Raw genomic sequence first — 22,975 nt, forward strand, 5'->3', positions numbered from 1 at the left:
TTCTCTCCTTTTGGCTATCAATGCGTTAGCAGACGATACCAGACGCAATTCGGTAACGATACGCTATGCTAAAAAAGTCCTGTGACAAGAAACGTAGTCCTGCTTACCGGAATAAGGAAATAAAAATGCGCCATACCGTTCTGACTCTGGTTCTTCCGTGCGCCCTGATGCTGAGCGCCTGTACCACCGTGACGCCCGCCTTTAAGGATATCGGCTCGCGCAGCGGCCCGTGCGTGGAAGGCGGCCCTGATGCCGTGGCGGAACAGTTCTACCAGCACCGCATCGAACAGCGCAGCCAGGGGCTGACGCGCCTGACCGATTTACGTCCCTATTTAAGCGATTCGCTCTATCAGCTTCTTGATAAATCGAACCGCGAAAACCACGCCGATAACGGCTTCTTACGCACCGATCCATTCTCCAGCCGCACCGACGCGCCTGAGAGCGTGCGCGTCGCCAGCGCCTCGCGCATTCCCAACACCGACGCGCGCAATATCCCGCTACGCGTGGAGCAGCAGCGCGGCGAGACAAAATGGCTGGATGAAGTGCTGATGGTGCGCGAAGGCCAGTGCTGGGCCGTGGATGACGTGCGCTATCTCGGCGGCAACGTACATGCGCCAGCGGGCACGCTGCGCCAGTCGCTGGAGCGCCGCTAAGCGCGGCGGGAGTGGGTGCGATAAACCGTCTGGCTTAGCGCCATCTGGCCGACATTTATTCTTGCCCCACCCCCACCCCGCTATATCGTGCTGGTTTTGTACCGTAAATGTGGAGAATATTAAGTTTTAACGCACTAATATTGCATAACTATTCTGCCAACGGTACTATTCGCGGTCTCAATTGCTATTCAACTGCTACGCATGAGTATTCAACTAAACGGCATAAACTGCTTCTACGGCGCGCATCAGGCGCTGTTTGACATCACGCTCAGCTGCCCTGAGGGCGAAACGCTGGTGTTGCTTGGCCCAAGCGGCGCGGGGAAAAGCTCGCTGCTGCGGGTACTCAATTTGCTGGAAATGCCGCGTTCCGGGCAGCTCAGCATTGCGGGCAACCAGTTCGACTTCTCGAAAGCGCCGGGCGATAAAGCTATCCGCGAACTGCGCCGCAATGTCGGCATGGTGTTCCAGCAGTACAATCTGTGGCCGCACCTGACGGTGCTGGATAATCTTATCGAAGCGCCGTGCCGGGTGCTGGGGCTTAGCAAAGAGGCCGCGCGTCAGCGTGCCGACAAACTGCTGGAGCGCCTGCGCCTGACGCCTTATGTCGATCGTTATCCGCTGCACCTCTCCGGCGGTCAGCAGCAGCGCGTGGCGATTGCGCGCGCGCTGATGATGGAGCCGCAGGTGCTGCTGTTTGACGAGCCGACCGCCGCGCTCGACCCGGAAATCACCGCCCAGATCGTCAGCATTATCCGCGAGCTGTCACAGACCGGGATCACGCAGGTTATCGTGACGCACGAAGTGGAAGTGGCGCGTAAAACCGCCAGCCGTGTGGTCTATATGGAAAATGGACATATTATCGAGCAGGGCGACGCGAGCTGCTTTAGCGCGCCTGCGACCGACGCGTTTAAAAACTATCTTTCCCACTAAAGATGACCGGAATAATGACAATGAAAAACGTATTAATTGCCGCGCTTCTTGCAAGCGTTAGCCTTTCCGCCGCCGCAGCACAAACTATCCGTTTCGCGACCGAAGCCTCTTACCCGCCGTTTGAGTCGATGGACGCAAGCAATAAAATCGTCGGTTTCGACGTCGATCTGGCCAATGCGCTGTGTAAAGAGATAGACGCGACCTGTACGTTCACCAACCAAGCATTCGACAGCCTGATCCCGGCGCTGAAATTCAAGCGCGTGGATGCGGTAATGGCGGGCATGGATATTACCCCTGAGCGTGAAAAACAGGTGCTGTTCACGGCGCCGTATTACGACAACTCCGCGCTGTTTATCGGCCTGCAGGGTAAAAACAGCAGTATTGCGCAGCTGAAAGGCAAACGCGTGGGCGTGCAGAACGGCACCACTCACCAGAAATTCATTACCGACAAACACCCGGAAATCACCACCGTGCCTTATGACAGCTACCAGACCGCGCGTCTGGATCTGCAAAATGGCCGCATCGATGCCGTGTTTGGCGATACCGCCGTCGTAACCGAATGGCTGAAAACCAACCCGAAACTGGCCGCGGTTGGCGATAAAGTGACGGACAAAGACTACTTCGGCACCGGTCTTGGCATCGCGGTGCGCCAGGGCAACACCGAACTTCAGCAGAAATTCAACACCGCGCTGGAGAAAGTGAAAAAAGACGGCACGTACAAAGCCATCTACGACAAATGGTTCCAGAAGTAATCGCCTGAATGAACGAAATGTTTCCATTAGCAAGCGCCGCCGGGATGACCGTCGGCCTTGCCGTCTGCGCCCTTTGCCTGGGCCTGGTGCTGGCGATGCTGTTCGCGGTCCTGGAATCGGCGAAGTGGCGGCCCGTGGCGTGGCTCGCCACGGGGCTGGTGACGCTGCTGCGCGGCCTGCCGGAAATTCTGGTGGTGCTGTTTATCTATTTCGGCTCGTCGCAACTGCTGCTGACGCTCTCGGACGGGTTTACCATTCCGCTGGGGTTCGCCACTATTCCCGTGCAGGTGCAGATCGATAACTTCGATGTCAGCCCGTTTCTGTGCGGCGTGATTGCGCTCGCGCTGCTCTACTCCGCGTACGCCTCCCAGACGCTGCGCGGCGCGCTGAAAGCCGTTCCGCACGGTCAGTGGGAATCGGGCCAGGCGCTGGGACTGTCGAAATCGGCGATTTTCTTCCGTCTGGTGATGCCGCAGATGTGGCGCCACGCGCTGCCGGGGCTTGGCAACCAGTGGCTGGTGCTGCTGAAAGACACCGCGCTGGTGTCGCTGATAAGCGTGAACGATTTGATGCTGCAAACCAAAAGCATCGCCACCCGCACCCAGGAGCCGTTTACCTGGTACATTGTCGCGGCGGCGATTTATCTGGTGATCACCCTGATAAGCCAGTACATCCTCAAGCGTATTGACCTGCGCGCCACGCGTTTTGAGCGGAGGCCTGGCTGATGCTTGATTACTTGCCGGAGCTTCTCAAAGGGCTGCACACCAGCCTGACGCTCACCGTGGCGTCCATCGCCGTGGCGCTGGTGCTGTCGGTTATCTTCACGATTATCCTGACGCTGAAAACGCCAGTGCTGGTCTGGCTGGTGCGCGGCTACATTACGCTGTTCACCGGGACGCCGCTGCTGGTGCAGATCTTCCTGATTTACTACGGGCCAGGGCAGTTTCCGTCGCTGCAGAACTATCCGTGGCTGTGGCACGTGCTTTCCGAGCCGTGGCTGTGCGCGCTGGTGGCGCTATCGCTGAACTCGGCGGCGTATACCACGCAGCTCTTTTACGGCGCTATCCGGGCTATCCCGGACGGCCAGTGGCAGTCCTGCGGCGCGCTCGGCATGAGCCGCAAAGATACGCTCGCTATCCTGCTGCCGTATGCGTTTAAGCGCGCGCTCTCGTCGTATTCCAACGAAGTGGTGCTGGTGTTTAAGAGTACGTCGCTCGCCTACACGATCACGCTGATGGAAGTGATGGGCCACGGGCAACTGCTGTATGGCCGCACCTATGACGTGATGGTGTTTGGCGCGGCGGGCGTGATTTATCTTATCGTCAATGGCCTGTTAACGCTGCTGATGCGCCTGATTGAGCGTCGCGCGCTGGCGTTTGAGCGCCGCAGCTAGTTCCCCTCACCCCGCCCTCCTCCTTGCGGGGAGGGCGGTATGTTTGATGGCGGATGCGCTTCGCTTACCCGCCCTGTAAAACCTGAAGCAACATACTCCTCTTTTGCTGGAGGGGCGAGCGAAGCGCCCCCTCTGCCCCCCTGCGCCGGCAAATAAAAATAGTTATACATTTTTATTGAATAAAAATTCACTTAATGGCATGGTGTTATCACGCCGGGTAAACGGTGATTTATAACGAGATTGACAGACGGGAGCTTTACGCATGAAAAAAATCATTCTGGCCGCCATGCTGGCGGGTGCCGCTTTCCACGCCACTGCCGCGGATAAAATCAGCTTCGGCTCATCCGCCACGTACCCGCCGTTCGAGTCGCTCGACGCCAGCAATCAGATCGTCGGTTTTGACATCGATCTCGCTAAAGCGTTATGCAAAAAAATGCAGGCGGAGTGCACATTCACCAACCATGCGTTCGACAGCCTGATCCCGGCGCTAAAATTTAAAAAATATGACGCCGTCATCTCCGGTATGGACATCACGCCCGAGCGCCAGAAACAGGTCGCGTTTACCGCGCCCTATTACGCCAATTCCGCGGTGGTGATTGCCAAAAAAGGCGCGTACAAATCTTTCGATGAACTGAAAGGCAAACGCATCGGCATGGAAAACGGCACCACGCACCAGAAATACCTCCAGGATAAACACCCGGAAGTGAAAACCGTGGCGTATGACAGCTACCAGAACGCGATTATCGACCTGAAAAATGGCCGTCTCGACGGCGTCTTCGGGGATACCGCCGTGGTGAATGAATGGCTGAAGAATAACCCGCAGCTTGGCACCGCCACGGAAAAAGTAACCGACCCGCAATACTTCGGCACCGGGCTTGGCATCGCGGTACGCCCGGAAAACGTCGCGCTGCTGAAAAAGCTCAACGACGCGCTGGAAGCCATCAAAGCCGACGGCACATACCAGAAAATCAGCGACCAGTGGTTCCCGCAGTAAGCGTCGCGTCTCGCCTTCCAGGGCCCGCCATGCGGGCCCTAATTTTTTCGCGATTTGCGGTACTGCAACGGCGTTTCGCCAAGCCGCTTGCGAAAGCAACTGATGAAATACGTGGTATCGGAAAAACCGGTCATCTGCGCGATCTCCGCCACGCTGTACGCGTGATGGCGTAACAGCTCGCACGCTTTGCGCAGCCGGAACGTCGTCAGATAGTCGTGGATAGCCTCCCCCGTCTCCTGCTGAAAGCGACGCGAAAGATAGCTGCGCGAACGGTTAAGCTTCTGCGCCAGCGCGCTGAGGCTGAATTTCTGCGCGTAGTGTTCTTCCACCCAGTACATCACCTGCGTTGAGAGCGTATTGCTGGCGCGCGGCAGCGGCGCGGGCGTCTGCGGTAACAGGCTCAGCAGATGGATTAAAAAGCTCGCCACCTCTTCATGCTCGCTACGCCCTTTCGCGAGTCGCGGCGCGTAAAGCGTGAAAAGATGGTCAAGATGCGCGTGAATGTCGGCGAAATCCACCACGGTTGCGCGCGCGCCGCGCTGGCAGAGCTGCGCCAGCCGCGCGTGGCGCTGCGCGAACGGCGTGAGCAGCCGCAGCGCGGCGTGATTATCCAGATGGATAACCGTGCGCCGGTAGCGCTCACGCTCGCTCTCTTCCACCATCACTTTATGCAGCGTCATCGGTGGAAAGATAAACAGCCGTCCGGGACGCATCGTGTATTGCTGGTTATCCACCATCACCACGCCGTAGCCCTCCTCCACATACAGCAGCTCCAGACACTGATGCCAGTGATGATAGCGAATCGAATTGGCATACAGGCGGCTGAACGAGACGATGTCGTCATCAAGCGAGATAAGCTCCAGCAGCGATTTTTCGCAGGCGGTATCCACAGGGCAACAGATTTCAATTTTTGGCCAGGTGACAGGAGTTATAAACCATAGTTTTAAATTTTCTCAAACAGTGTCTTAGGGAATGCGTCACCCTGTGACACAGCTAACATTTAGCCCTCGCCCGGCTTACCTATGCTTGCACCCATTACGCAGGAGCGCAGCGCGATACAAGCGCATTGATGAGGTGAATAATGGCAGGCGAGAAAAACAGAGAAAATCCGCTCTCTTCCCGCAGCGATGTAGCGGCGCTGCTGATGCGGCTGTTGCGCGGGCTGGACGCGCAGTTTGTGGCAGGCGACACCGGCATTACGCTCGGGGCGACCTGCGCGCACTACGGGCCGGACATCGCTCGCATGGAGGGGCTGTCGCGCGCGTTGTGGGGCCTGTTTCCGCTGATGGCGGGCGGCGATGCGCCGCCGGAGTGTGAAAAATACCTGACGGCCATCCGCCACGGCACCGATCCGCAGCATCCAGGCTACTGGGGAGATACCGGCCCTTACGATCAGCGGCTGGTGGAGATGGCGGCCTACGGGCTGGGGCTTGCGCTGTTGCAGGAGACGCTCACCGCGCGGTTCAGCGCCCGCGAACTCGATAATCTCTGTCGCTGGCTGCGCCAGATTGCTGACGCCGACATGCCGGACAGCAACTGGAATTACTTCGCGATCCTCGTGGAGCTGGGCTTTAAGCGCGCCGGGCTGCCGTGGCGGCGCGATGTGCTGGAGGCGCGCTTCGCCCGCATGGAGGCGTATTACCTCGGCAACGGCTGGTACGCCGATGGCCCAGGCCGCCCGAGGGATTACTACATCTCGATGGCGTTTCACTTCTACGGGCTGGTCTACGCCACGCTAATGGCACAGGACGACGCCGATCGCGCCGCCACGCTTCGCGACCGCGCGCGCCGGTTCGCCACGGATTTCATCTGGTTTTCCGCAGCCAGCGGGGCGTCAATTCCGTTTGGCCGCAGCCTCACCTACCGCTTCGCGATGGTCGCGTTCTGGAGCGCCGTCGCGTTCTCCGGCCTGGAAGTTTATACGCCGGGCGTGGTGAAAGGCATCGTGCTGCGCCACCTGCGCTGGTGGATGGAACAGCCGATTCTCGATCGCGACGACATTCTCACGCTCGGCTACGCCTGCCCGAATCTCGCGATGTGCGAGGACTATAACTCCCCCGGCTCCCCGTACTGGGCGCTGAAGGTGTTTCTGGTGCTGGCGCTCCCGCAAACGCATCCGTTCTGGCAGGCGCAGGAAGCGCCGCTGCCGCTCGCCGACGGGCATCACGCTATTCCCGAGGCCTCGCAGTTGCTTGTTCACAGCGAAGCGTCGCGCCACGCCTGGCTGCTGACCGCAGGCCAGCTGGAGTTGAATAACTATGTGAATACCGAGGCCAAATACACCAAATTCGCCTACTCCAGCCATTTCGGCTTCACCCTTGAGCGTGGTCGCTACGGCATTAAACACGCGGCCTGCGATTCCATGCTGCTGCTGTGCGAAAACGACGGCTACTACCGCGGCCGCCGCGCGTGCGACGAGGTGATTACCGCGCACGACCATATTTTCTCGCGCTGGTCGCCGTGGCATGACGTACAGGTCGCGACCTGGCTTATCCCCTGCGGCGTGTGGCAGTTGCGCGTGCACCATATTCGCAGCGCCCGCGAACTCCACAGCGTCGAAGGCGCCTTCGCCACACGCTGGCAGCCGCAAACGACACGTGTTGAAACCCTACCAGGCCGCTGCGACATCCATGCCCCGCACGGCGCCTGCGCCATCGTCGAGCTGTCTCCCGCTAACGCCCGACAGCCGGAACCGGTCATTACCCCGCCTAACAGCAGCGTGATGTTTGCCGAATGCGCCGCTATTGCGGCTCTTAGCGGCGCGATAGCCCCAGGCGACACCTGGCTGTGCTGCGCGGCGGCAGGCGTTATCGGCGCGCCCGACGCGCTTTCGCACGCGCCGGCTATCGCCTTTCTGGATGATGCCCTGTGCCTGCGTACGCCGGACGGCGAGGCGCGCCGCATCCCGCTCTACAACAATAAATAAGCCCCTGAGAGGTCTGTATGAAAAACATCACTGCTGCGAATAAAGCGGAATACGTGAAAATCAGTAGTTTTATCTTTCTCTACTTCTTTACCTGGTCTGCCAGCATCGGTCTGCTGGCTATCTGGCTCGGCCAGAAAACCCATTTGAGCGGTTCGGTCATCGGAACCGTGTTTGCGGTAAACGGGATTTTCTCGGTGATCCTCAAGCCCGTGTATGGCTACATTCTCGATAAAATCGGCATGAGCAAACACCTGCTCTATTTTGTGGTGGGCATGTCCGCGCTGATGGCGCCGTTTTTTATCTATGTTTATCAACCGTTGCTCATCTCGAATACGCTGCTCGGGATTATCGTCGGCGCGATTTATTTAAGCTTCGCGTGGTATGCAGGCGTCGCCGCCTGTGAATCCTACACCGATCGCTACAGCCGCCTGAACGGCATGGAGTTTGGGCAGATCCGCATGTGGGGCTCGCTCGGCTGGGCGGTCGCCTCGTCGTTCTCCGGCCTGCTGTTTAACCTCTCCCCGGCGTATAACTTTGTGCTCGGCAGCGTCGCGTCGCTGGTCATGCTCGGCGTATTGCTGAGCCTGAAGGTCAACACGTCCACCACCCACGCAAGCGAGGTGCTTTCGAAACAGAAAATTGCCATGAGCGACGTGTATGAACTGCTGCGCAGCCGTAAGTTCTGGGCGTTCTGCCTCTATGTGGCGGGCGTCGCCTGGATGATGTTCATCGCCGAGCAGCAGTTTTCGCGCTATTTCGTCACTTTCTTTGACGACGTGCAGCAGGGCAACGCGGTGTTCGGCTACCTCGGCACGGTGCAGTCCGGTATGGAATTTGTGATGTACATGGTGGTGCCGGTATTTGTGAATTACGTGGGGGCCAAAAAAGGGCTGCTGATTGTCGGCCTGGTGGTGGGCGCGCGGCTGATTATCTCGGGCCTGTGTGATTCCCACCTGCTGATTTCGGTGCTTAAGCCGCTCTACGGGCTCGAAATCTGCCTGTTGCTGGTGTCGGTGTTCAAATATATCGCCGAGCATTTCGACAAGCGCGTCAACGCCACCATGTATCTGCTGGGCTACCAGGCGATGCTCTACGTCGGCAACGTGGTGGTGTCATCGCCCGCAGGGTATCTCTATGACCGCATCGGTTTCGAGCAGACCTACATCCTGATGGGCGCTATCGCCCTCACCTTTACGTTCATTTCCGCCTTTACCCTTTCCGCCTGTCAGAGCAAGCGCGCCGGCGCGGCTCACACCGCGGCGGCGGTGAAAAACTGACTGTCAGACACACTTTTAAGGAGCTGTTATGTTGCAATCCATCGCCAGTGAACCGTTTATCTCTCCGCCGCAGACACCCGGTCTGGCCGGCCTACGCGAGATACTTGGCCAAACCCGCGAAGCCGTGCTGGCGCGTCTGCGCCAGAATCTGGCCGCGTTTGGCGATCGTTTCCCCGCTGAAACCTGTGTGCAAGGGTATTACCCGCTGACGGAAAACGTCGAGTGGACAACCAGCTTCTGGACCGGCCAGCTTTGGCTGGCGTGGGAGCTGTCTGGCGATGAGGCGTTTCGCGCCGCCGCGCAGCGTCAGGTGCGCTCGTTTGGCGCACGTATCGCCGGGCGTCACGACACTAACACGCACGATCTGGGCTTTCTCTATACGCTCTCCTGCGTGGCAGACTGGCGGCTCAACGCCAGCCGCGAGGCGCGCGGCTTCGCGCTGCTGGCGGCTGAGGCGCTGCTTGAGCGTTATCATCCAAAGGCACAAATTATTCAGGCCTGGGGCAATCTGGATGACCCCGAGCAGGCGGGGCGGATGATTATCGACTGCAACATGAACCTGCCGCTGCTCTGGTGGGCGAGCGAGCAGACCGGCGACGGGCGTTTCGCGGCGGCGGCGCAGGCGCACGTGAATCAGGCGGCGCGTTATCTGGTGCGCCCGGACGCCTCGTCGTGGCATACCTATTATATGGATCCGGTGACGGGCGATCCGCGTTTCGGCAACACCCAGCAGGGTTACGCCGATGATTCCTGCTGGTCGCGCGGCCAGGCATGGGGGATTTACGGGTTTCTGCTGAGTTACCGCTATACCGGCGATAAACGGATGGTAGGGCTATCGAAGAAGCTCGCGAGCTATTTCCTCAACCGCCTGCCGGAAGACGGGGTCTGCCACTGGGATCTGGCGCTGCAGGGTACTGACGCGCTGCGTGATTCGTCCGCCGCTGCGATTACCGTATGCGGGCTGCTGGAGCTTATCAAACATCTGCCCGCCACCGACCCGGATCGCGCCGTCTGCGAGCAGTGGGCGCTATATATTTTCGCGTCCCTGACGCAGGGCTATCTGGCGAAGCCCGAAGACGCCTGCAACGGTCTGTTGAAGCATTCGGTTTACCATCTGGCAAGCGACAAAGGCGTCGATGAGTGTTGCAGCTGGGGCGACTATTTCTACATGGAAGCGCTGACGCGGCTGTCGCAAAGCTGGAAGCTTTACTGGTAAGGGACGGTGCGCATGGCGGGTGCACGTCGTTTACCCGCCCTGCCAGAATTTACTGCCGCACCAGCAGCGTCAGCACCTCGTAATGCGCAGTATGCGGGAACATATCGAACAGTTGCACGCGCGCAATGCGGTAGCCGGGGAGCTGTTTGATATCTTTCGCCATCGTCTGGGCGTTACAGCTGGAGTAAATAAGGTATTTCGGCGACATACGGCTTAGATAGTCGCACAGCGCCTCGCCGATGCCGCGCCGTGGCGGGTTGACGAGCACCAGATCCGGCACAGCCTGCTGGCCGGTCGCGAAATTCGTAGAGTCGAGCGCCTGAAAATGCACGTGACGCAGGCCAAGCTGTTGCGCCGAGGCGCGGGCGCTGGCGATGGCTTCCGGCGCGATTTCAATGCCGGTCAGCGTCATCGCAGGCGTCGCGCAGTGCAGGCCAAAACCGCCCACGCCGCAAAACAGATCCCACATATGGTTTACCGGCAGCGCGCGCACCCAGTCTCGGGCTGCGGCGTACAGCGCGCTCGCCACCGTCGGGTTAGTCTGGAAAAAACTCTGCGGGCGGATCCACAGCGGCACGCCGTTGAAATTCTCGGCCAGCGCCTGCTGCTCCGTGAGCCAGATCTCCTCCTCGCCTTCCATAATCGCCATATGCACCGGCTGAATGTTGGCGGTCACTACTTTCAACTGCGGCAGTTGCGCCAGCAGCGCAGGCAGCGCGGCGCGCAGCTGGGCGAGTTTGGTGGTCGATCGCAGTACGAATCGCAGCATCAACCCGCCGTCGAGCGTGCTTTCGGTCAACAGCAGATATTTCAGTTCGCCGCGCTTACGGGCAACGTTATACGGCGTTAGCCCCGCGCGGGCGATAAACGGTTTTAACGCCGCAAAGACCGCGTAAAACGACGCCGGATAGAGCGGGCATTCGGTCAAATCCACCGGCGTGCCGTCGCGGTGCAGCATGCCGAGCAGCGGTTTTTCCACGCTCCCGCTCACCACCATTTTGGCCTTGTTGCGAAACGCCTGTTCCGGCCCGCTGACCGGCGCGCACCACTCAGCCACCGGCAGTTCAGCCAGCAGCGCTCGCAGATCGGACATTTTGGCGGCAAGTTGGGTGTCGAGGGGCTGTTCAATCCACTGACAGGAGCGGCAGCGCCCCGCGTCATAGAGTGCGCAGTGCATAGCTAAAAACCTTAAAAAAACGCGGACCGGCGATTCTATCACGCCGCAGGATTACTGTAGTCGGAAAAATCGTCGGCTGCGGGCGGGAATAAACAGCAAGGAAAGCACCAGCAAATCCGGCAGTTTTTGCATCGCAAGCGAATGGAAAATCTCGCGGCGGGAGCCGCCCGCGATGCTGAAAAGTTCAGGATAACCCCAGCCGAGCGACGCCGCCCACAGATAGCTTGTGGCGATAATCTGGGTGAGCAAAAAAACCCAGCGCCCCCAGGCGCGGCCTTTCAGAATGACGAAAGCGCAGCGAAACTCGATACACAACAACACCAGACTGCCGAAGAAAATCAGCGTCAGGCTCCAGGTCTGTACGCTGCGGTGGATAAAATCCATCACGCCGCGCACGCCCAGCAGGTTAAACAGCATCAGCAGATCCAGGCAGCGCGTGGAAATAATGGCTATCGCCGCCACCTGTACCAGCGTAGGAGCGTTCATTCGGGCGTGTGATTGTCGCGCTTTGCTGAAAATGTCCAAATCTCGCCTTCCCTGTGAAACAGCGCCGCGTCATACGCGGCGCTGGGAGCACATGATTGCAGATTTTAGGCGCTTCAGCTATGCCTTGCACGCTGGATGTCGCGCAGTCGCTGCTTTTCTGCCCGCGCCATGAAAAACCAGGCGATCAGGCCGATAACGCCGACAACGGCGAGGATGATGGAGGCCAGCGCGTTAATCTCCGGGTTAACGCCCATGCGCACGCTGGAGAAGACCAGCATCGGCAGCGTCGTGGCGCCCGGCCCCGAGACAAAGCTCGCGATAACCAGATCGTCGAGCGAGAGCGTAAAGGCGAGCAGCCAGCCTGAGACCACCGCGGGCATGATCATCGGCAGGGTGATGACGAAGAATACCTTCAGCGGCGCGGCGCCGAGATCCATCGCCGCCTCTTCTATCGAGCGGTCCAGCTCGCGCAGGCGAGAGCTGATGACCACCGACACATAGGCGGTGCAGAACGTGACGTGCGCGAGCCAGATGGTCAGCATCCCACGGTCCGACGGCCAGCCGATGGCGTGACCGAGGGCTACAAACAGCAGCAGCAGCGACAACCCGGTGATGACATCCGGCATGACCAGCGGCGCGGTGAGCATAAAGGCAAAGCCGTTCGAGCCGCGAAAGCGCCCGAACCGCACCATCACCACCGCCGCAATAGTGCCAAGCACCACCGCCATCGTCGCGGCGCAGGCGGCAATCGTCAGGCTCAGCCCGACTGCGCTTATCATCGCGGAATCGCGGAACAGCTCGCCATACCAGCGGGTCGACCAGCCGGCCCATACCGTCACCAGTTTGGAGCTGTTAAACGAGTAAACCACCAGCATCAGCATCGGCGCGTAGAGGAACGCGAAGCCGACCACCAGGATCAGAATGCGCCACGGCGAGCGCACCACAGGCAGATTGTTCATGCATGGTCTCCCATCGTTTTGTTCTGATACTTGTGGAACCACATGATGGGCACGATAAGCACCACCAGCATGGTGATCGCCACCGCTGAGGCCACCGGCCAGTCGCGGTTGTTAAAGAACTCCTGCCACAGCACGCGACCAATCATGATGCTGTCCGGCCCGCCGAGCAGTTCCGGAATAACAAACTCCCCCACCGCCGGAATAAACACCAGCATCGAGCCTGCGATAATGCCGCCTTTGGTCAGCGGCACGATAATGCTGAAGAAGGTTTTCACCGGACGGGCGCCCAGATCCAGCGACGCCTCCACCAGCGAATAGTCGATGCGGGTCAGCGCGGTATAAATCGGCAGCACCATAAACGGCAGATAGGCGTAGACAATCCCGATATAGACCGCGAGGTTAGTGTGCAGAATCGCGAGCGGCTGGTCGATAACGCCGAGCCACAGCAGCACATTATTCAGCACGCCGTTCTCTTTGAGAATGCCCATCCAGGCGTAGACGCGAATAAGAAATGACGTCCACGACGGCAGGATCACCAACAGCAACAGGATGTTGCGCGTCGACGGTTTGCTGTGCGCCACCGCCCAGGCGAGCGGATAACCGAGCAGCAGACAGAACAGCGTCGAGACCGCCGCTACCTGTAACGACTGCAAATACGCCTCGAAATAGAGCGGATCGTCGGTCAGTTGCAGGAAGTTCGCGATGTTCAGCGTCACCGACAACTGATCGTCCGCCCAGCTCACCAGATCGGTGTAGGGCGGGATCGCCCGCGCCATTTCCGCCAGGCTGATTTTAAAGACAATCAGGAATGGCAGCATAAACAGCAGGATCAGCCACAGATACGGCAGCGCGATAACCAGTTTACGGCCATGCGCCATTTGCAGGCGCGCGAGCCACAGCCGGAAACCGCCGGGCGCGGCGGACGGCGGCTCGGTTTGACGTTCAAGGGAACTCATCTTTCGCCTCCTTACACCGTCAGCACAACGCAGCTGTCCGCATCCCAGCACAGGCGCACTTCATCGCCCCAGGTGGGCGCGCCTTTGCGGTAGCGGTGCGCGTTCTGCAACTGGGCGCTGATCATCTGCCCGCTGTGCAGACGCACATGGTAGATAGAGAGGTCGCCAAGATAGGCGATATGCACCACCTCGCCCACGCCGAAGTTAAAGCCATCCGCCGGCGGCTCGTCGCAGAGCATGACCTTTTCCGGGCGCAGCGCCACGTGGACCGGCACGCCGTCCACCACCGAGGCATCGGGATCAACCTTGAGCGGATGCACCAGCCCCGGTGCGTCGATGATTAACCCGTCGTCGCGGCGCTCGCGCAGCAGGCCGTCGAATACGTTGACCGAGCCGATAAACTCAGCGCTGTAGCGCGTGGTCGGATGCTCGTAAATCTCTTCGGGTTCGCCTATCTGCACAAACTTGCCGCGGTTCATAATGGCGATGCGGCCCGCCATCGTCATCGCCTCTTCCTGATCGTGCGTTACCATCACGCAGGTAACGCCGACGCGCTCAAGAATATCCACCACTTCGAGCTGCATACGGTCGCGCAGTTTTTTATCCAGCGCCCCCATCGGCTCGTCAAGCAGCAGCAGTTTTGGGCGTTTGGCCAGGCTACGGGCCAGCGCCACGCGCTGACGCTGGCCGCCGGAAAGCTGGTGCGGCTTACGTTTGGCGAACTCCTGCATATGCACCAGCCCGAGCATCTCTTCGACGCGGCTGGTGATTTCCGCCTTCGGCAGTTTGTCCTGCTTCAGGCCGAAAGCGATATTCTGCTCGACCGTCATATGCGGGAAGAGCGCGTAGGACTGAAACATCATATTGATGGGGCGCTGGTACGGCGGCACATGGGAGAGATCCACGCCGTCCAGGACAATCTGCCCGGCGGTCGGCGCTTCAAAGCCCGCGAGCATGCGCAGCAGCGTCGATTTTCCGCACCCGGAGGCGCCAAGCAGCGCGAAAATTTCGCCTTTATAGATAGTCAGGCTGACGTCGTCCACGGCGTGCTGGCCGTCAAACGATTTGGTCAGGTTACGGATTTCCAGCAGCGGGGTCAGCGCCTTGCGGGGTTTCGCCTGTGGGCGGGGAATAGCGTCGTTCACTACATTGCTCTCCGGCAAAAAGCAAAAGTACCTGTGCGGCCCGGTTGCCGCACAAATGGCAGAACAGAGGCGCATGACCTCTGTCCTGTTTTGGGGCAGCTGCACCGCCCCGATGCAGACCGTTTACGACGAAGCGGCCTTATTTACCGCTTTTCACTTTGGTCCAGGCGCGGGTTCTCACGCGATCGAGCTTCGGCTCCTGCACCTTCAGGGTGAAGAGCTTGGCCATTACATCCGCCGGCGGGTAGATGCCTGGGTTGTCACGCACTTCTTTACTCACCAGCGGCGTGGAGGCTTTGTTGCCGCTTGCGTAGTAGACGTGATCGCTGATGTGCGCCATGACGTCCGGGCGCATCAGGTAGTTGAGGAACTGATACGCTTCTTCTTTGTTTTTGGCGTCTGCCGGCATGGCGAAGACGTCAAAGAATGCCAGCGCACCCTCTTTCGGAATGGAATAAGAGATATTGACGCCGTTTTTCGCTTCTTTCGCGCGGTTCGCCGCCTGCCAGACATCGCCCGCCCAGCCGATGGCCACGCACGTGTCGCCGTTCGCCAGATCGTTGATGTATTGCGAGGAGTGGAAATAGCGAATGTTCGGACGCAGCTTCAGCAGCAGGTCGGTCGCCGCGCCGCTGTAGTCATCCGCTTTGCTGCTGTTCGGATCTTTACCGAGGTAGTTCAGCACGGTAGCGAAGATCTCTTCCGGGGCATCCAGGAATGAGACGCCGCAGCTTTTCAGTTTTTCGAGGTTTTCCGGCTTCAGCACCAGATCCCAGCTGTTGACCGGGGCGTCTTTGCCGAGTGCCGCTTTCACTTTGTCGACGTTATAGCCGATGCCGGTGGTCGCCCACAGATAAGGCATAGCGTATTTATTCTCCGGATCGTGCTTCGCCACCAGCTTGAGGATTTCCGGGTCGAGGTTTTTCCAGTTCGGCAGTTTGCTCTTGTCGAGCGGCTGGAACACGCCCGCGGTGAGCTGGCGCTCAAGGAAGCTTGCAGAAGGCACCACCAGGTCGAAGCCGGTGCTGCCGGCCATCAGTTTGCCTTCCAGCACTTCGTTGGAATCAAACACGTCGTAGACAACTTTAATGCCGGTCTCTTTGGTGAAATTCTCAATCGTGTCCGGGGCAATATAATCTGACCAGTTATACACATGCAGCGTTTTCTGTTCAGCCGCTGAGGTTGTCGCACAAACGGCCATCAACGCACCGGCAACCACACCCGATAACCATTTTTTACTTTGGGTGGACATATCTGTTTTCCTTCTGAATAAAGGGTAAAAGTCCGCGTCGACGCGAACTAAATTTACGCAATTAAACATATGCAAGATTCATGCATAGATGGTCATTCTGCGCAGAAAAAGGAGAGCGACTCTCCAGGCAGATGTTGCACGCTGTATGCAGCCTCGCAAGGATAACTGTAGCCTGACCCCGAGGCTATAGCCCGGAATAAAAAACGCCTTTTAACAATTTTTTAGTCAGATTTGGTCTATGGGATAAGCCAAAACGGCACGGTGAGCGGTGATTTATGCTATCGCAACAGTTTCAATGCAGAATAAAAAAGCGAAATACGCAGTCGCCCTGGTAGCGACTGCGCTAAAAGCAGGCGGGATCAGTGAAGAAAATGGTTATTCACTACGGCTTCCCCTTTTTCGTCCTCTTCAGGGGTATAAATCAGCTGTTGCGCGCGCGCTTCCATAATGACCATGGAGGTTTGCTGCTCGCTCTGGCGGAAAAACGCCCCGAACTGCTCCGCCGTCACGCCCACCTCAACCAGCAGCGTCTGACAGACGACCAGCTTTGGCAGGTTATCATCCTGAATGTCGAGAAATGCCTTTAAGGTCAACGAGCCTGCGTTGATAGCCGAAAGATCGGAGGCAACCGTAAGCAGCGCCGAGGGCTTGATTTCCGCCATCGCGGAAAACAGCACCACGTTATCCACCAGATCTATCTTGGCGTCGAATACGCCGTCGAAATTCTGCATATGCGGAAGATGGAGTGCCTGGCAGGTATCACACTCGAAAAAGCTCACGCCGAGGTTATCGAGCCAGCGGCGCAGGGTGTCCAGCGTCGGGACGACGAGTGAATCCATAAAACCTGTAGCCTCTTTTAGTAAACAAACATGTCAATCGGATAGCTTACGCAAAAAACGGACGTTATACCATGACGCCGCATCAGCCGCCGGTCTTCAGGCAGTAGTCGGGCCGCGCGTGACGCTCAATCCAGCTAATCATCTGGCCGGCGATATCCAGTCCCGTGGTTTTCTCAATGCCTTCAAGGCCCGGCGACGCGTTCACCTCCATCACCAGCGGGCCGCGTTCGGCGCGCAGAATATCGACTCCCGCCACATCAAGACCCAGCGTGGCGGCGGCTTTTATCGCTATTTCTCGTTCGCGTTCGCTTATCTGTGCGATGCGCGCCACGCCGCCGCGATGCAGGTTCGAGCGGAAATCGCCCTCTTTCGCCTGCCGCTCAATAGCCGCGACGACGCGGTCGCCCACCACCAGGCAGCGAATGTCACGCCCCCTGGCCTCTTTAATATATTCCTGCACCAGAATGTGCGCGTTGAGCCCGCGAAAAGCGTCAATCACGCTTTCGGCCGCCTGGCGGGTTTCCGCCAGCACCACGCCGATGCCCTGCGTGCCTTCCACCAGCTTCACGACCAGCGGCGCGCCGCCCACCATCTCGATAAGATCGCTGGTGTCGTCCGGCGAATGGGCTATGCCGGTAATCGGCAGATCAATCCCCTGACGCGCCAGCAACTGCAGCGAACGCAACTTGTCGCGCGCGCGGGTGATGGCGACCGATTCGTTCAGCGGGTAACTGCCGAGCATCTCGAACTGGCGCAGCGCGGCGGTGCCATAAAAGGTGATGGCCGAGCCGATGCGTGGGATCACCGCGTCGAAATGCGGCAGCTGACGGCCCTTGTAATGCACGCAGGACGCCGCAGGGTTGATGGTCATATAGCAGGAAAGCGGATCGAGAATTTCCACCTGATGGCCGCGTCGCGTCGCGGCTTCGCACAGGCGTTTACAAGAATAGAGCGTACCGTCCCGGGACAAAATGGCGATTTTCACCCTGCACCTCTCTGAACACGTCGTGAAAACCGGCCTATCATACACTCCCCCGCGCGGGCGGGGGAATGCATAAACTACCCCCTTCCCATCAAGCCAATAAAGCCACTCCCCGCGCGGGCGGGGGAATGCAAAAAGGCTTAGCGCGTCGCCCAGCCCTGCTTGTGCAGATAGTCGAGAATAAACGGACGGTTCTCTTTGATGATGGTGCGGCGGATCTGGTCGCTCCAGGTATCGCGGCGGGCGTTGCTGTCGCGATGCATGTAGTAGTTGGCTATCTCTTCATCATACTCGGCCAGCAGTTCGCGGTCGACCGGCTGATAACGGTTTTCGTGCACCATCAGCCCTGCCGGCATGCGAGGCTTCACCTGCGGATCGTCCGCGGGCCAGCCGAGGCAGAGGCCAAACAGCGGCAGCACATGCTGCGGCAGGCCCAGCAGTTCGGTTACGGCTTCAATGCTGTTGCGAATGCCGCCGATATAAACCCCGCCGAGACCGAGCGATTCCGCCGCGACTAACGCGTTCTGGCCGAGCATCGCGGTATCTACCACGCCAAGCAGCAACTGTTCGGCAAGACCCAACTGCGCGTCCGGGCAGATTTGCAAATGGCGGTTGAAATCGGCGCAGAAGACCCAGAACTCCGCCGCCTTGGCGACATGCGGCTGGCCGCCGGTGAGCGTCACCAGTTGCTCGCGCATCGCGCGGTCGGTCACGCGAATGATCGAGCTGCATTGCAGGAAACTGGAGCTGGAAGCGGACTGCGCGGCGTGGATAATCGCTTCACGCTGGGCGTCGCTGATGGGCTCATCGGTGTAGTGGCGGATAGAACGGTGTGAGCAAAGCAGCTCAATCGTTGGCGTCATCACGTTTTCCTTATTCCTGGTGTGTTGAAAAGCCAGCGCGCGGGCTGGCTGCCAAAACTCATCAGTATAATCGTAATGCGCCGGATAACGGTTAACGGAACGTTGCGTTTAGGAAGAAGATGAAACCCGCCGTTACAGCCGACGTACGCCAGCGTGGCGACGCAGCAGCGTCAGCAGAAACAGCCAGCAGAGCGATCCCAGAGAGCACCAGAACAGCGCGCTGAAAATCCACGCCAGCTCCTGCCAGAATGAACGCCCCGCGCCGCCCCACAGATGCAGGAGCAGCAGACAAACCGGCGCGGCCACCAGCGCGCCAAGTAACGGCTTCAGCTCGCGTCCGCGACGCGCGAACACGCCCGCCAGCGCCCCCGGCAGAATAAAGCATAAGATGCCCAAATCCCGTGTTCCGCTAACCGGCTCGAAAGGGTGAAGCACCATTTTCTGCGCAATAAACACCGCCAGGAACAGAATAAAACAGCAGGCGGTTGCAGCCCGGCTATGACGTCGCATCAACAGATATCCCCCTGATAGTGCCTGTATCAACCTGATCTCCTCTCCGCCAGTGCGGATCTCTAGTCAGATAAAGCATCGTGGCAATCCGTGCCTCATAATTAACTGCGGGTATTAGAATATTCTTGCTGGCCGATACTATACATAACGATTAAACTAGCGGCGGCGAAAAGCTTATGCAGACGAAATAACTGCGCCGGAAAGCGCACTTCCGGCAAAACATAAGCAAAATCCTAGCCCAGAAGCCTCTCCTTTTCAACAACTTACTGGTAAACAAGAAGTTAGCCTCCGTGAATATAAACGTCGCAGATTTGTTAAACGGGAATTACATCCTGTTATTATTTGTGGTGCTGGCGCTCGGCCTGTGTCTTGGTAAATTACGCCTGGGTTCTGTGCAACTGGGTAATTCCATTGGCGTTTTAGTGGTTTCATTATTATTAGGCCAGCAACATTTTACGATTAACACCGACGCGCTTAACCTCGGCTTTATGCTGTTTATTTTTTGCGTCGGCGTGGAAGCCGGTCCCAACTTTTTTTCTATTTTCTTTCGCGACGGTAAAAATTACCTGATGCTCGCGCTGGTGATGGTTGCAAGCGCCCTGCTTATCGCGCTCGGCCTCGGCAAGGCGTTTGGCTGGGATATCGGACTGACCGCCGGGATGCTGGCGGGCTCCATGACCTCAACGCCGGTGCTGGTGGGCGCAGGCGACACCCTGCGCCATGCCGGTATGGAGGGCGCGCAGCTTGCCCAGGCGCTGGATCACCTGAGCCTCGGCTATGCGCTGACCTATCTTATCGGACTGGTAAGCCTGATTTTCGGCGCGCGCTACCTGCCGAAGCTTCAGCATCAGGATCTGCAAACCAGCGCCCAGCAGATTGCGCGCGAACGCGGTCTCGACACCGACGCCAATCGCAAAGTCTATCTGCCGGTCATCCGCGCCTATCGCGTAGGGCCGGAGCTGGTCTCCTGGGCAGACGGCAAAAACCTGCGCGAACTCGGCATTTATCGCCAGACCGGCTGCTACATTGAGCGCATCCGCCGCAACGGTATTCTCGCAAACCCGGACGGCGACGCGGTGTTGCAGATGGGTGACGAAATCGCGCTGGTGGGTTACCCGGACGCGCACGCGCGCCTCGACCCGAGCTTTCGCAACGGGAAAGAGGTGTTCGACCGCGACCTGCTGGACATGCGCATCGTCACCGAAGAGATCGTGGTGAAAAACCATAACGTGGTGGGTCGCCGCCTCGGCCAGCTTAAGCTTACCGACCACGGCTGTTTCTTAAACCGCGTCATTCGCAGCCAGATTGAAATGCCGATTGACGACAACATTGTGCTCAACAAGGGCGACGTGTTGCAGGTGAGCGGCGACGCGCGACGTGTGAAAACCATCGCCGACCGCATCGGGTTTATCTCCATTCACAGCCAGGTGACCGACCTCCTCGCCTTCTGCGCCTTCTTTATTGTTGGCCTGATGATCGGGATGATCACCTTCCAGTTCAGCTCATTTAGCTTCGGCATCGGTAACGCCGCCGGGCTGCTGTTTGCGGGCATCATGCTCGGCTTCCTGCGTGCTAACCACCCGACGTTTGGTTATATCCCGCAGGGCGCGCTGATGATGGTCAAAGAGTTCGGCCTGATGGTGTTTATGGCGGGCGTAGGCCTGAGTGCGGGCAGCGGTATCGGTCACGGCCTCGGCGTCGTGGGCGGCCAGATGCTCTTCGCGGGCCTGCTCGTCAGCCTGCTGCCGGTCGTTATCTGCTTCCTGTTTGGCGCGTATGTGCTGCGCATGAACCGCGCGCTGCTCTTCGGCGCGATGATGGGCGCGCGTACCTGTGCGCCTGCGATGGAGATCATCAGCGACACCGCGCGCAGCAACATCCCGGCGCTCGGCTATGCGGGGACATATGCGATTGCCAACGTTCTGCTGACGCTCGCCGGTACGCTTATCGTCATTGTCTGGCCCGGCACATAAAAAAACGAGAAATTTTGCGTAAGGCGCGAACTTTTCGAAAAAGCGCCAGTCTCAATTAGTGCCACTGCTTTTCTTTGATGTCCCCATTTTTGTGGAGCCCATCAACCCCGCCATCTTGGTTCAAGGTTGATGGGTTTTTTGTTGCCTGGGGTTTGAGTGTAGAAAACGCACCTCTGGAAGGTATCCCTGATTCAGGTAGTTATGCAGCTGCGCCAGCGCTGTAAAATGCGATATCATGCCTGACGTTATGCCGTTTCAATGGCGTAAAGCAGATCAACCAGCGCTATCGCACTGATATCATCCCAACGCAAGTAACTATCCAGTGAACTTGTTCCTGAATCTTTGCCTAAAACCCGCTGACAGATAGTCTGATGGTCTCCGGAAGCCGAAACCCATACTTTTCCACCCTGCTGGCAAAAGTATGTGGATCCCTTCAATCCATCACGCTGAATGCGCTTCTTCCGGGTATCCACTTTTTGTGTTGTGATTCTCACGCTCATTATCAGTCTTCAATAAACCCAATTGCCTGTAAAAACCGACGACATAATATCTCTGCGACACGTTAAATGTATAAAAACACAATGGCATATTTTGATGAGGCAAAATGCATTGCAGGAACAGCTGTTTTAATAATCACATGCTAATCAATTCTGACGTTAATCACTTAGTTGTGTTTACCCATACAACCATCTCCCCGCCTTCACCGACTCCACAAACATCCTGATTGTCAAAGGCGTTTTATCCTGTATCACGGGCTTGCGTGAAAACAGTCCTGGCGTTTTCCACGGAAAGTAAGCGGTAAGATCGAAGTAGCTGTGTTCTGTCTCGAAATGGCTGAAAAGGGTCTGAGCCATTTCTGCGATATCTTCGACTTCAAAGATTTCCTGCAAAGGGGTGTCGATATCAGGCTCTTGCTTCTTAAATGTGAAAGACGTTACCCGCGGCAGTTCTTTTAAGATCATTGCTTGTATGTCTTCATCAGAAATCGTTTTCATCCGCGCCTTGCCTCCATGCACACAAGTGTATTCAAGCGAAATACCGTTTTTTATTAGCCCCAGCCGTTCAGAAGTATCGTTGTCTGCCTGACAACCCACCTTAACCCCATCCCCCCTCCCCCACAATTCTCCCCACCATCGCGCGGATTGTTTCGCGGCTGAGCGGCTCGCGGTCGATGACGTAATGCAGCGTCATCCCTTCGACAAACGCGTCGAGCGCGCGGGCGGTCGCCGGGTCGAACCAGGTTTCGAGCGTCTGCTGGCTGCGGCGCATCCAGTCCTGCATGATGATTTTCAGCTGCGGCTGGCGGCCCGCGTAGGCGTAAAGCTGGTACATCAGCTCCATATTTTCAGGGGTCGTCACCTGCGCGCCGCAAATGAGCGCCGTCACCGCCTCGCAGGCTTCTTCGCGGCTCTGCGCCTGTGCCATCAGCGCCTGATACTGGCATGACATTGTCTCGGCGAAGCGCGTGAATGCCTCTGCAAGCAGCGCCTCCAGCGAGGTGAAATAATAAGTGACGGAGCCAAGCGGCACGCCTGCTTCAAGCGCGATTTTACGGTGCGTAATATGATGAAAGCCATGTGTGGCGATGCAGGTAAGCGTCGCTTCCAGAATACGCTCGCGGCGTTGCGGGTCGTTTTGTCGTGTCGCCATAAGAGGTCGGCTCCTCCACCAGGAAAAAGCATTTTTGGTATG

23 protein-coding genes are annotated in these 22,975 nt (G+C 58.2%); 10 read left to right on the plus strand and 13 right to left on the minus strand.

Annotated features, from left to right (window positions below):
• The first annotated feature begins 125 nt into the window (after nucleotides 1-125).
• The 6 genes from BJP61_RS14580 (at nucleotide 126) to artJ (ending at nucleotide 4,722) form a co-directional block, all read left to right on the plus strand.
• Nucleotides 126-653 carry a lipoprotein gene (locus BJP61_RS14580; protein ID WP_038863864.1) on the plus strand — a complete coding sequence of 176 codons (528 nt, stop codon included), beginning with the start codon at nucleotides 126-128 and terminating at the stop codon, nucleotides 651-653.
• Between the two features lie 201 nt (nucleotides 654-854).
• Complete coding sequence (gene artP, locus BJP61_RS14585; protein ID WP_038863866.1) at nucleotides 855-1,583, plus strand: arginine ABC transporter ATP-binding protein ArtP; 729 nt, start codon at nucleotides 855-857, stop codon at nucleotides 1,581-1,583.
• Between the two features lie 20 nt (nucleotides 1,584-1,603).
• A complete protein-coding gene (gene artI / locus BJP61_RS14590) occupies nucleotides 1,604-2,335 on the plus strand; it encodes an arginine ABC transporter substrate-binding protein ArtI (protein WP_161581801.1) in 732 nt (243 codons plus the stop codon).
• An 8-nt stretch (nucleotides 2,336-2,343) separates the two neighbouring features.
• A complete protein-coding gene (gene artQ / locus BJP61_RS14595; RefSeq protein WP_161581802.1) occupies nucleotides 2,344-3,060 on the plus strand; it encodes an arginine ABC transporter permease ArtQ in 717 nt (238 codons plus the stop codon).
• Complete coding sequence (gene artM, locus BJP61_RS14600) at nucleotides 3,060-3,728, plus strand: arginine ABC transporter permease ArtM (protein WP_038863871.1); 669 nt, start codon at nucleotides 3,060-3,062, stop codon at nucleotides 3,726-3,728. Before artQ ends, artM begins: the two co-directional genes overlap by 1 nt.
• 262 nt (nucleotides 3,729-3,990) lie before the next feature.
• Nucleotides 3,991-4,722: an arginine ABC transporter substrate-binding protein ArtJ gene (gene artJ, locus BJP61_RS14605; RefSeq protein ID WP_038863873.1), complete on the plus strand. Its 732-nt coding sequence runs from the start codon at nucleotides 3,991-3,993 to the stop codon at nucleotides 4,720-4,722.
• A 38-nt stretch (nucleotides 4,723-4,760) separates the two neighbouring features.
• Here the strand turns inward: artJ and BJP61_RS14610 are convergent, their stop codons facing one another.
• Nucleotides 4,761-5,612 (minus strand): AraC family transcriptional regulator, encoded by an 852-nt coding sequence (locus BJP61_RS14610; protein ID WP_038863874.1) that lies wholly within the window; start codon nucleotides 5,610-5,612, stop codon nucleotides 4,761-4,763.
• A gap of 191 nt (nucleotides 5,613-5,803) precedes the next feature.
• Here BJP61_RS14610 and BJP61_RS14615 point away from each other — a divergent pair, with 191 nt between their 5' ends.
• From BJP61_RS14615 to BJP61_RS14625, 3 genes are read left to right on the plus strand one after another with little or no spacing between them, the layout of a single operon-like run.
• Nucleotides 5,804-7,648: a DUF2264 domain-containing protein gene (locus tag BJP61_RS14615; RefSeq protein WP_171998607.1), complete on the plus strand. Its 1,845-nt coding sequence runs from the start codon at nucleotides 5,804-5,806 to the stop codon at nucleotides 7,646-7,648.
• Between the two features lie 17 nt (nucleotides 7,649-7,665).
• A complete protein-coding gene (locus BJP61_RS14620) occupies nucleotides 7,666-8,925 on the plus strand; it encodes an oligosaccharide MFS transporter (RefSeq protein WP_075193778.1) in 1,260 nt (419 codons plus the stop codon).
• A 28-nt stretch (nucleotides 8,926-8,953) separates the two neighbouring features.
• Nucleotides 8,954-10,141 carry a glycoside hydrolase family 88 protein gene (locus tag BJP61_RS14625; protein ID WP_171998608.1) on the plus strand — a complete coding sequence of 396 codons (1,188 nt, stop codon included), beginning with the start codon at nucleotides 8,954-8,956 and terminating at the stop codon, nucleotides 10,139-10,141.
• A 49-nt stretch (nucleotides 10,142-10,190) separates the two neighbouring features.
• On the opposite strand, the gene rlmC is transcribed toward BJP61_RS14625, so the two are convergent.
• From rlmC to ybjM, 10 genes are all read right to left on the minus strand, one after another.
• Nucleotides 10,191-11,318: a 23S rRNA (uracil(747)-C(5))-methyltransferase RlmC gene (gene rlmC / locus BJP61_RS14630; RefSeq protein WP_161581807.1), complete on the minus strand. Its 1,128-nt coding sequence runs from the start codon at nucleotides 11,316-11,318 to the stop codon at nucleotides 10,191-10,193.
• Between the two features lie 51 nt (nucleotides 11,319-11,369).
• Nucleotides 11,370-11,804, minus strand: coding sequence for a YbjO family protein (locus BJP61_RS14635; protein WP_050568166.1), 435 nt, complete (start codon nucleotides 11,802-11,804; stop codon nucleotides 11,370-11,372).
• Nucleotides 11,805-11,917: 113 nt separating this feature from the next.
• On the minus strand, nucleotides 11,918-12,763 hold the full coding sequence (gene potI, locus BJP61_RS14640) for a putrescine ABC transporter permease PotI (RefSeq protein ID WP_007747033.1): 846 nt from the start codon (nucleotides 12,761-12,763) through the stop codon (nucleotides 11,918-11,920).
• Nucleotides 12,760-13,719 (minus strand): putrescine ABC transporter permease PotH, encoded by a 960-nt coding sequence (potH, locus tag BJP61_RS14645; RefSeq protein ID WP_038863886.1) that lies wholly within the window; start codon nucleotides 13,717-13,719, stop codon nucleotides 12,760-12,762. The genes potI and potH overlap by 4 nt, the downstream gene beginning before the upstream one ends.
• 11 nt (nucleotides 13,720-13,730) lie before the next feature.
• Nucleotides 13,731-14,864: a putrescine ABC transporter ATP-binding subunit PotG gene (potG, locus tag BJP61_RS14650; protein ID WP_148562986.1), complete on the minus strand. Its 1,134-nt coding sequence runs from the start codon at nucleotides 14,862-14,864 to the stop codon at nucleotides 13,731-13,733.
• A gap of 139 nt (nucleotides 14,865-15,003) precedes the next feature.
• Nucleotides 15,004-16,116 carry a spermidine/putrescine ABC transporter substrate-binding protein PotF gene (gene potF, locus BJP61_RS14655; RefSeq protein WP_038863888.1) on the minus strand — a complete coding sequence of 371 codons (1,113 nt, stop codon included), beginning with the start codon at nucleotides 16,114-16,116 and terminating at the stop codon, nucleotides 15,004-15,006.
• Between the two features lie 359 nt (nucleotides 16,117-16,475).
• On the minus strand, nucleotides 16,476-16,955 hold the full coding sequence (locus BJP61_RS14660) for a YbjN domain-containing protein (protein ID WP_038863889.1): 480 nt from the start codon (nucleotides 16,953-16,955) through the stop codon (nucleotides 16,476-16,478).
• Nucleotides 16,956-17,037: 82 nt separating this feature from the next.
• On the minus strand, nucleotides 17,038-17,940 hold the full coding sequence (gene rimK, locus BJP61_RS14665) for a 30S ribosomal protein S6--L-glutamate ligase (protein ID WP_038863890.1): 903 nt from the start codon (nucleotides 17,938-17,940) through the stop codon (nucleotides 17,038-17,040).
• A 137-nt stretch (nucleotides 17,941-18,077) separates the two neighbouring features.
• On the minus strand, nucleotides 18,078-18,800 hold the full coding sequence (gene nfsA, locus BJP61_RS14670; protein ID WP_038863891.1) for an oxygen-insensitive NADPH nitroreductase: 723 nt from the start codon (nucleotides 18,798-18,800) through the stop codon (nucleotides 18,078-18,080).
• Nucleotides 18,801-18,932: 132 nt separating this feature from the next.
• A complete protein-coding gene (gene ybjM / locus BJP61_RS14675; RefSeq protein ID WP_038863892.1) occupies nucleotides 18,933-19,310 on the minus strand; it encodes an inner membrane protein YbjM in 378 nt (125 codons plus the stop codon).
• Between the two features lie 290 nt (nucleotides 19,311-19,600).
• On the opposite strand from ybjM, the gene BJP61_RS14680 reads away from it, so the two are divergent.
• Nucleotides 19,601-21,283, plus strand: a complete 1,683-nt coding sequence (locus BJP61_RS14680; RefSeq protein ID WP_171998609.1) for an aspartate:alanine antiporter — start codon at nucleotides 19,601-19,603, stop codon at nucleotides 21,281-21,283.
• A gap of 674 nt (nucleotides 21,284-21,957) precedes the next feature.
• On the opposite strand, the gene BJP61_RS14685 is transcribed toward BJP61_RS14680, so the two are convergent.
• Nucleotides 21,958-22,278, minus strand: a complete 321-nt coding sequence (locus BJP61_RS14685; protein ID WP_171998610.1) for a DUF1493 family protein — start codon at nucleotides 22,276-22,278, stop codon at nucleotides 21,958-21,960.
• A 100-nt stretch (nucleotides 22,279-22,378) separates the two neighbouring features.
• Nucleotides 22,379-22,933 carry a TetR family transcriptional regulator gene (locus tag BJP61_RS14690; protein ID WP_171998611.1) on the minus strand — a complete coding sequence of 185 codons (555 nt, stop codon included), beginning with the start codon at nucleotides 22,931-22,933 and terminating at the stop codon, nucleotides 22,379-22,381.
• Nucleotides 22,934-22,975: the final 42 nt, after the last annotated feature.

Source organism: Cronobacter sp. JZ38 (assembly GCF_008932145.1).
GTDB lineage: Bacteria > Pseudomonadota > Gammaproteobacteria > Enterobacterales > Enterobacteriaceae > Cronobacter > Cronobacter muytjensii.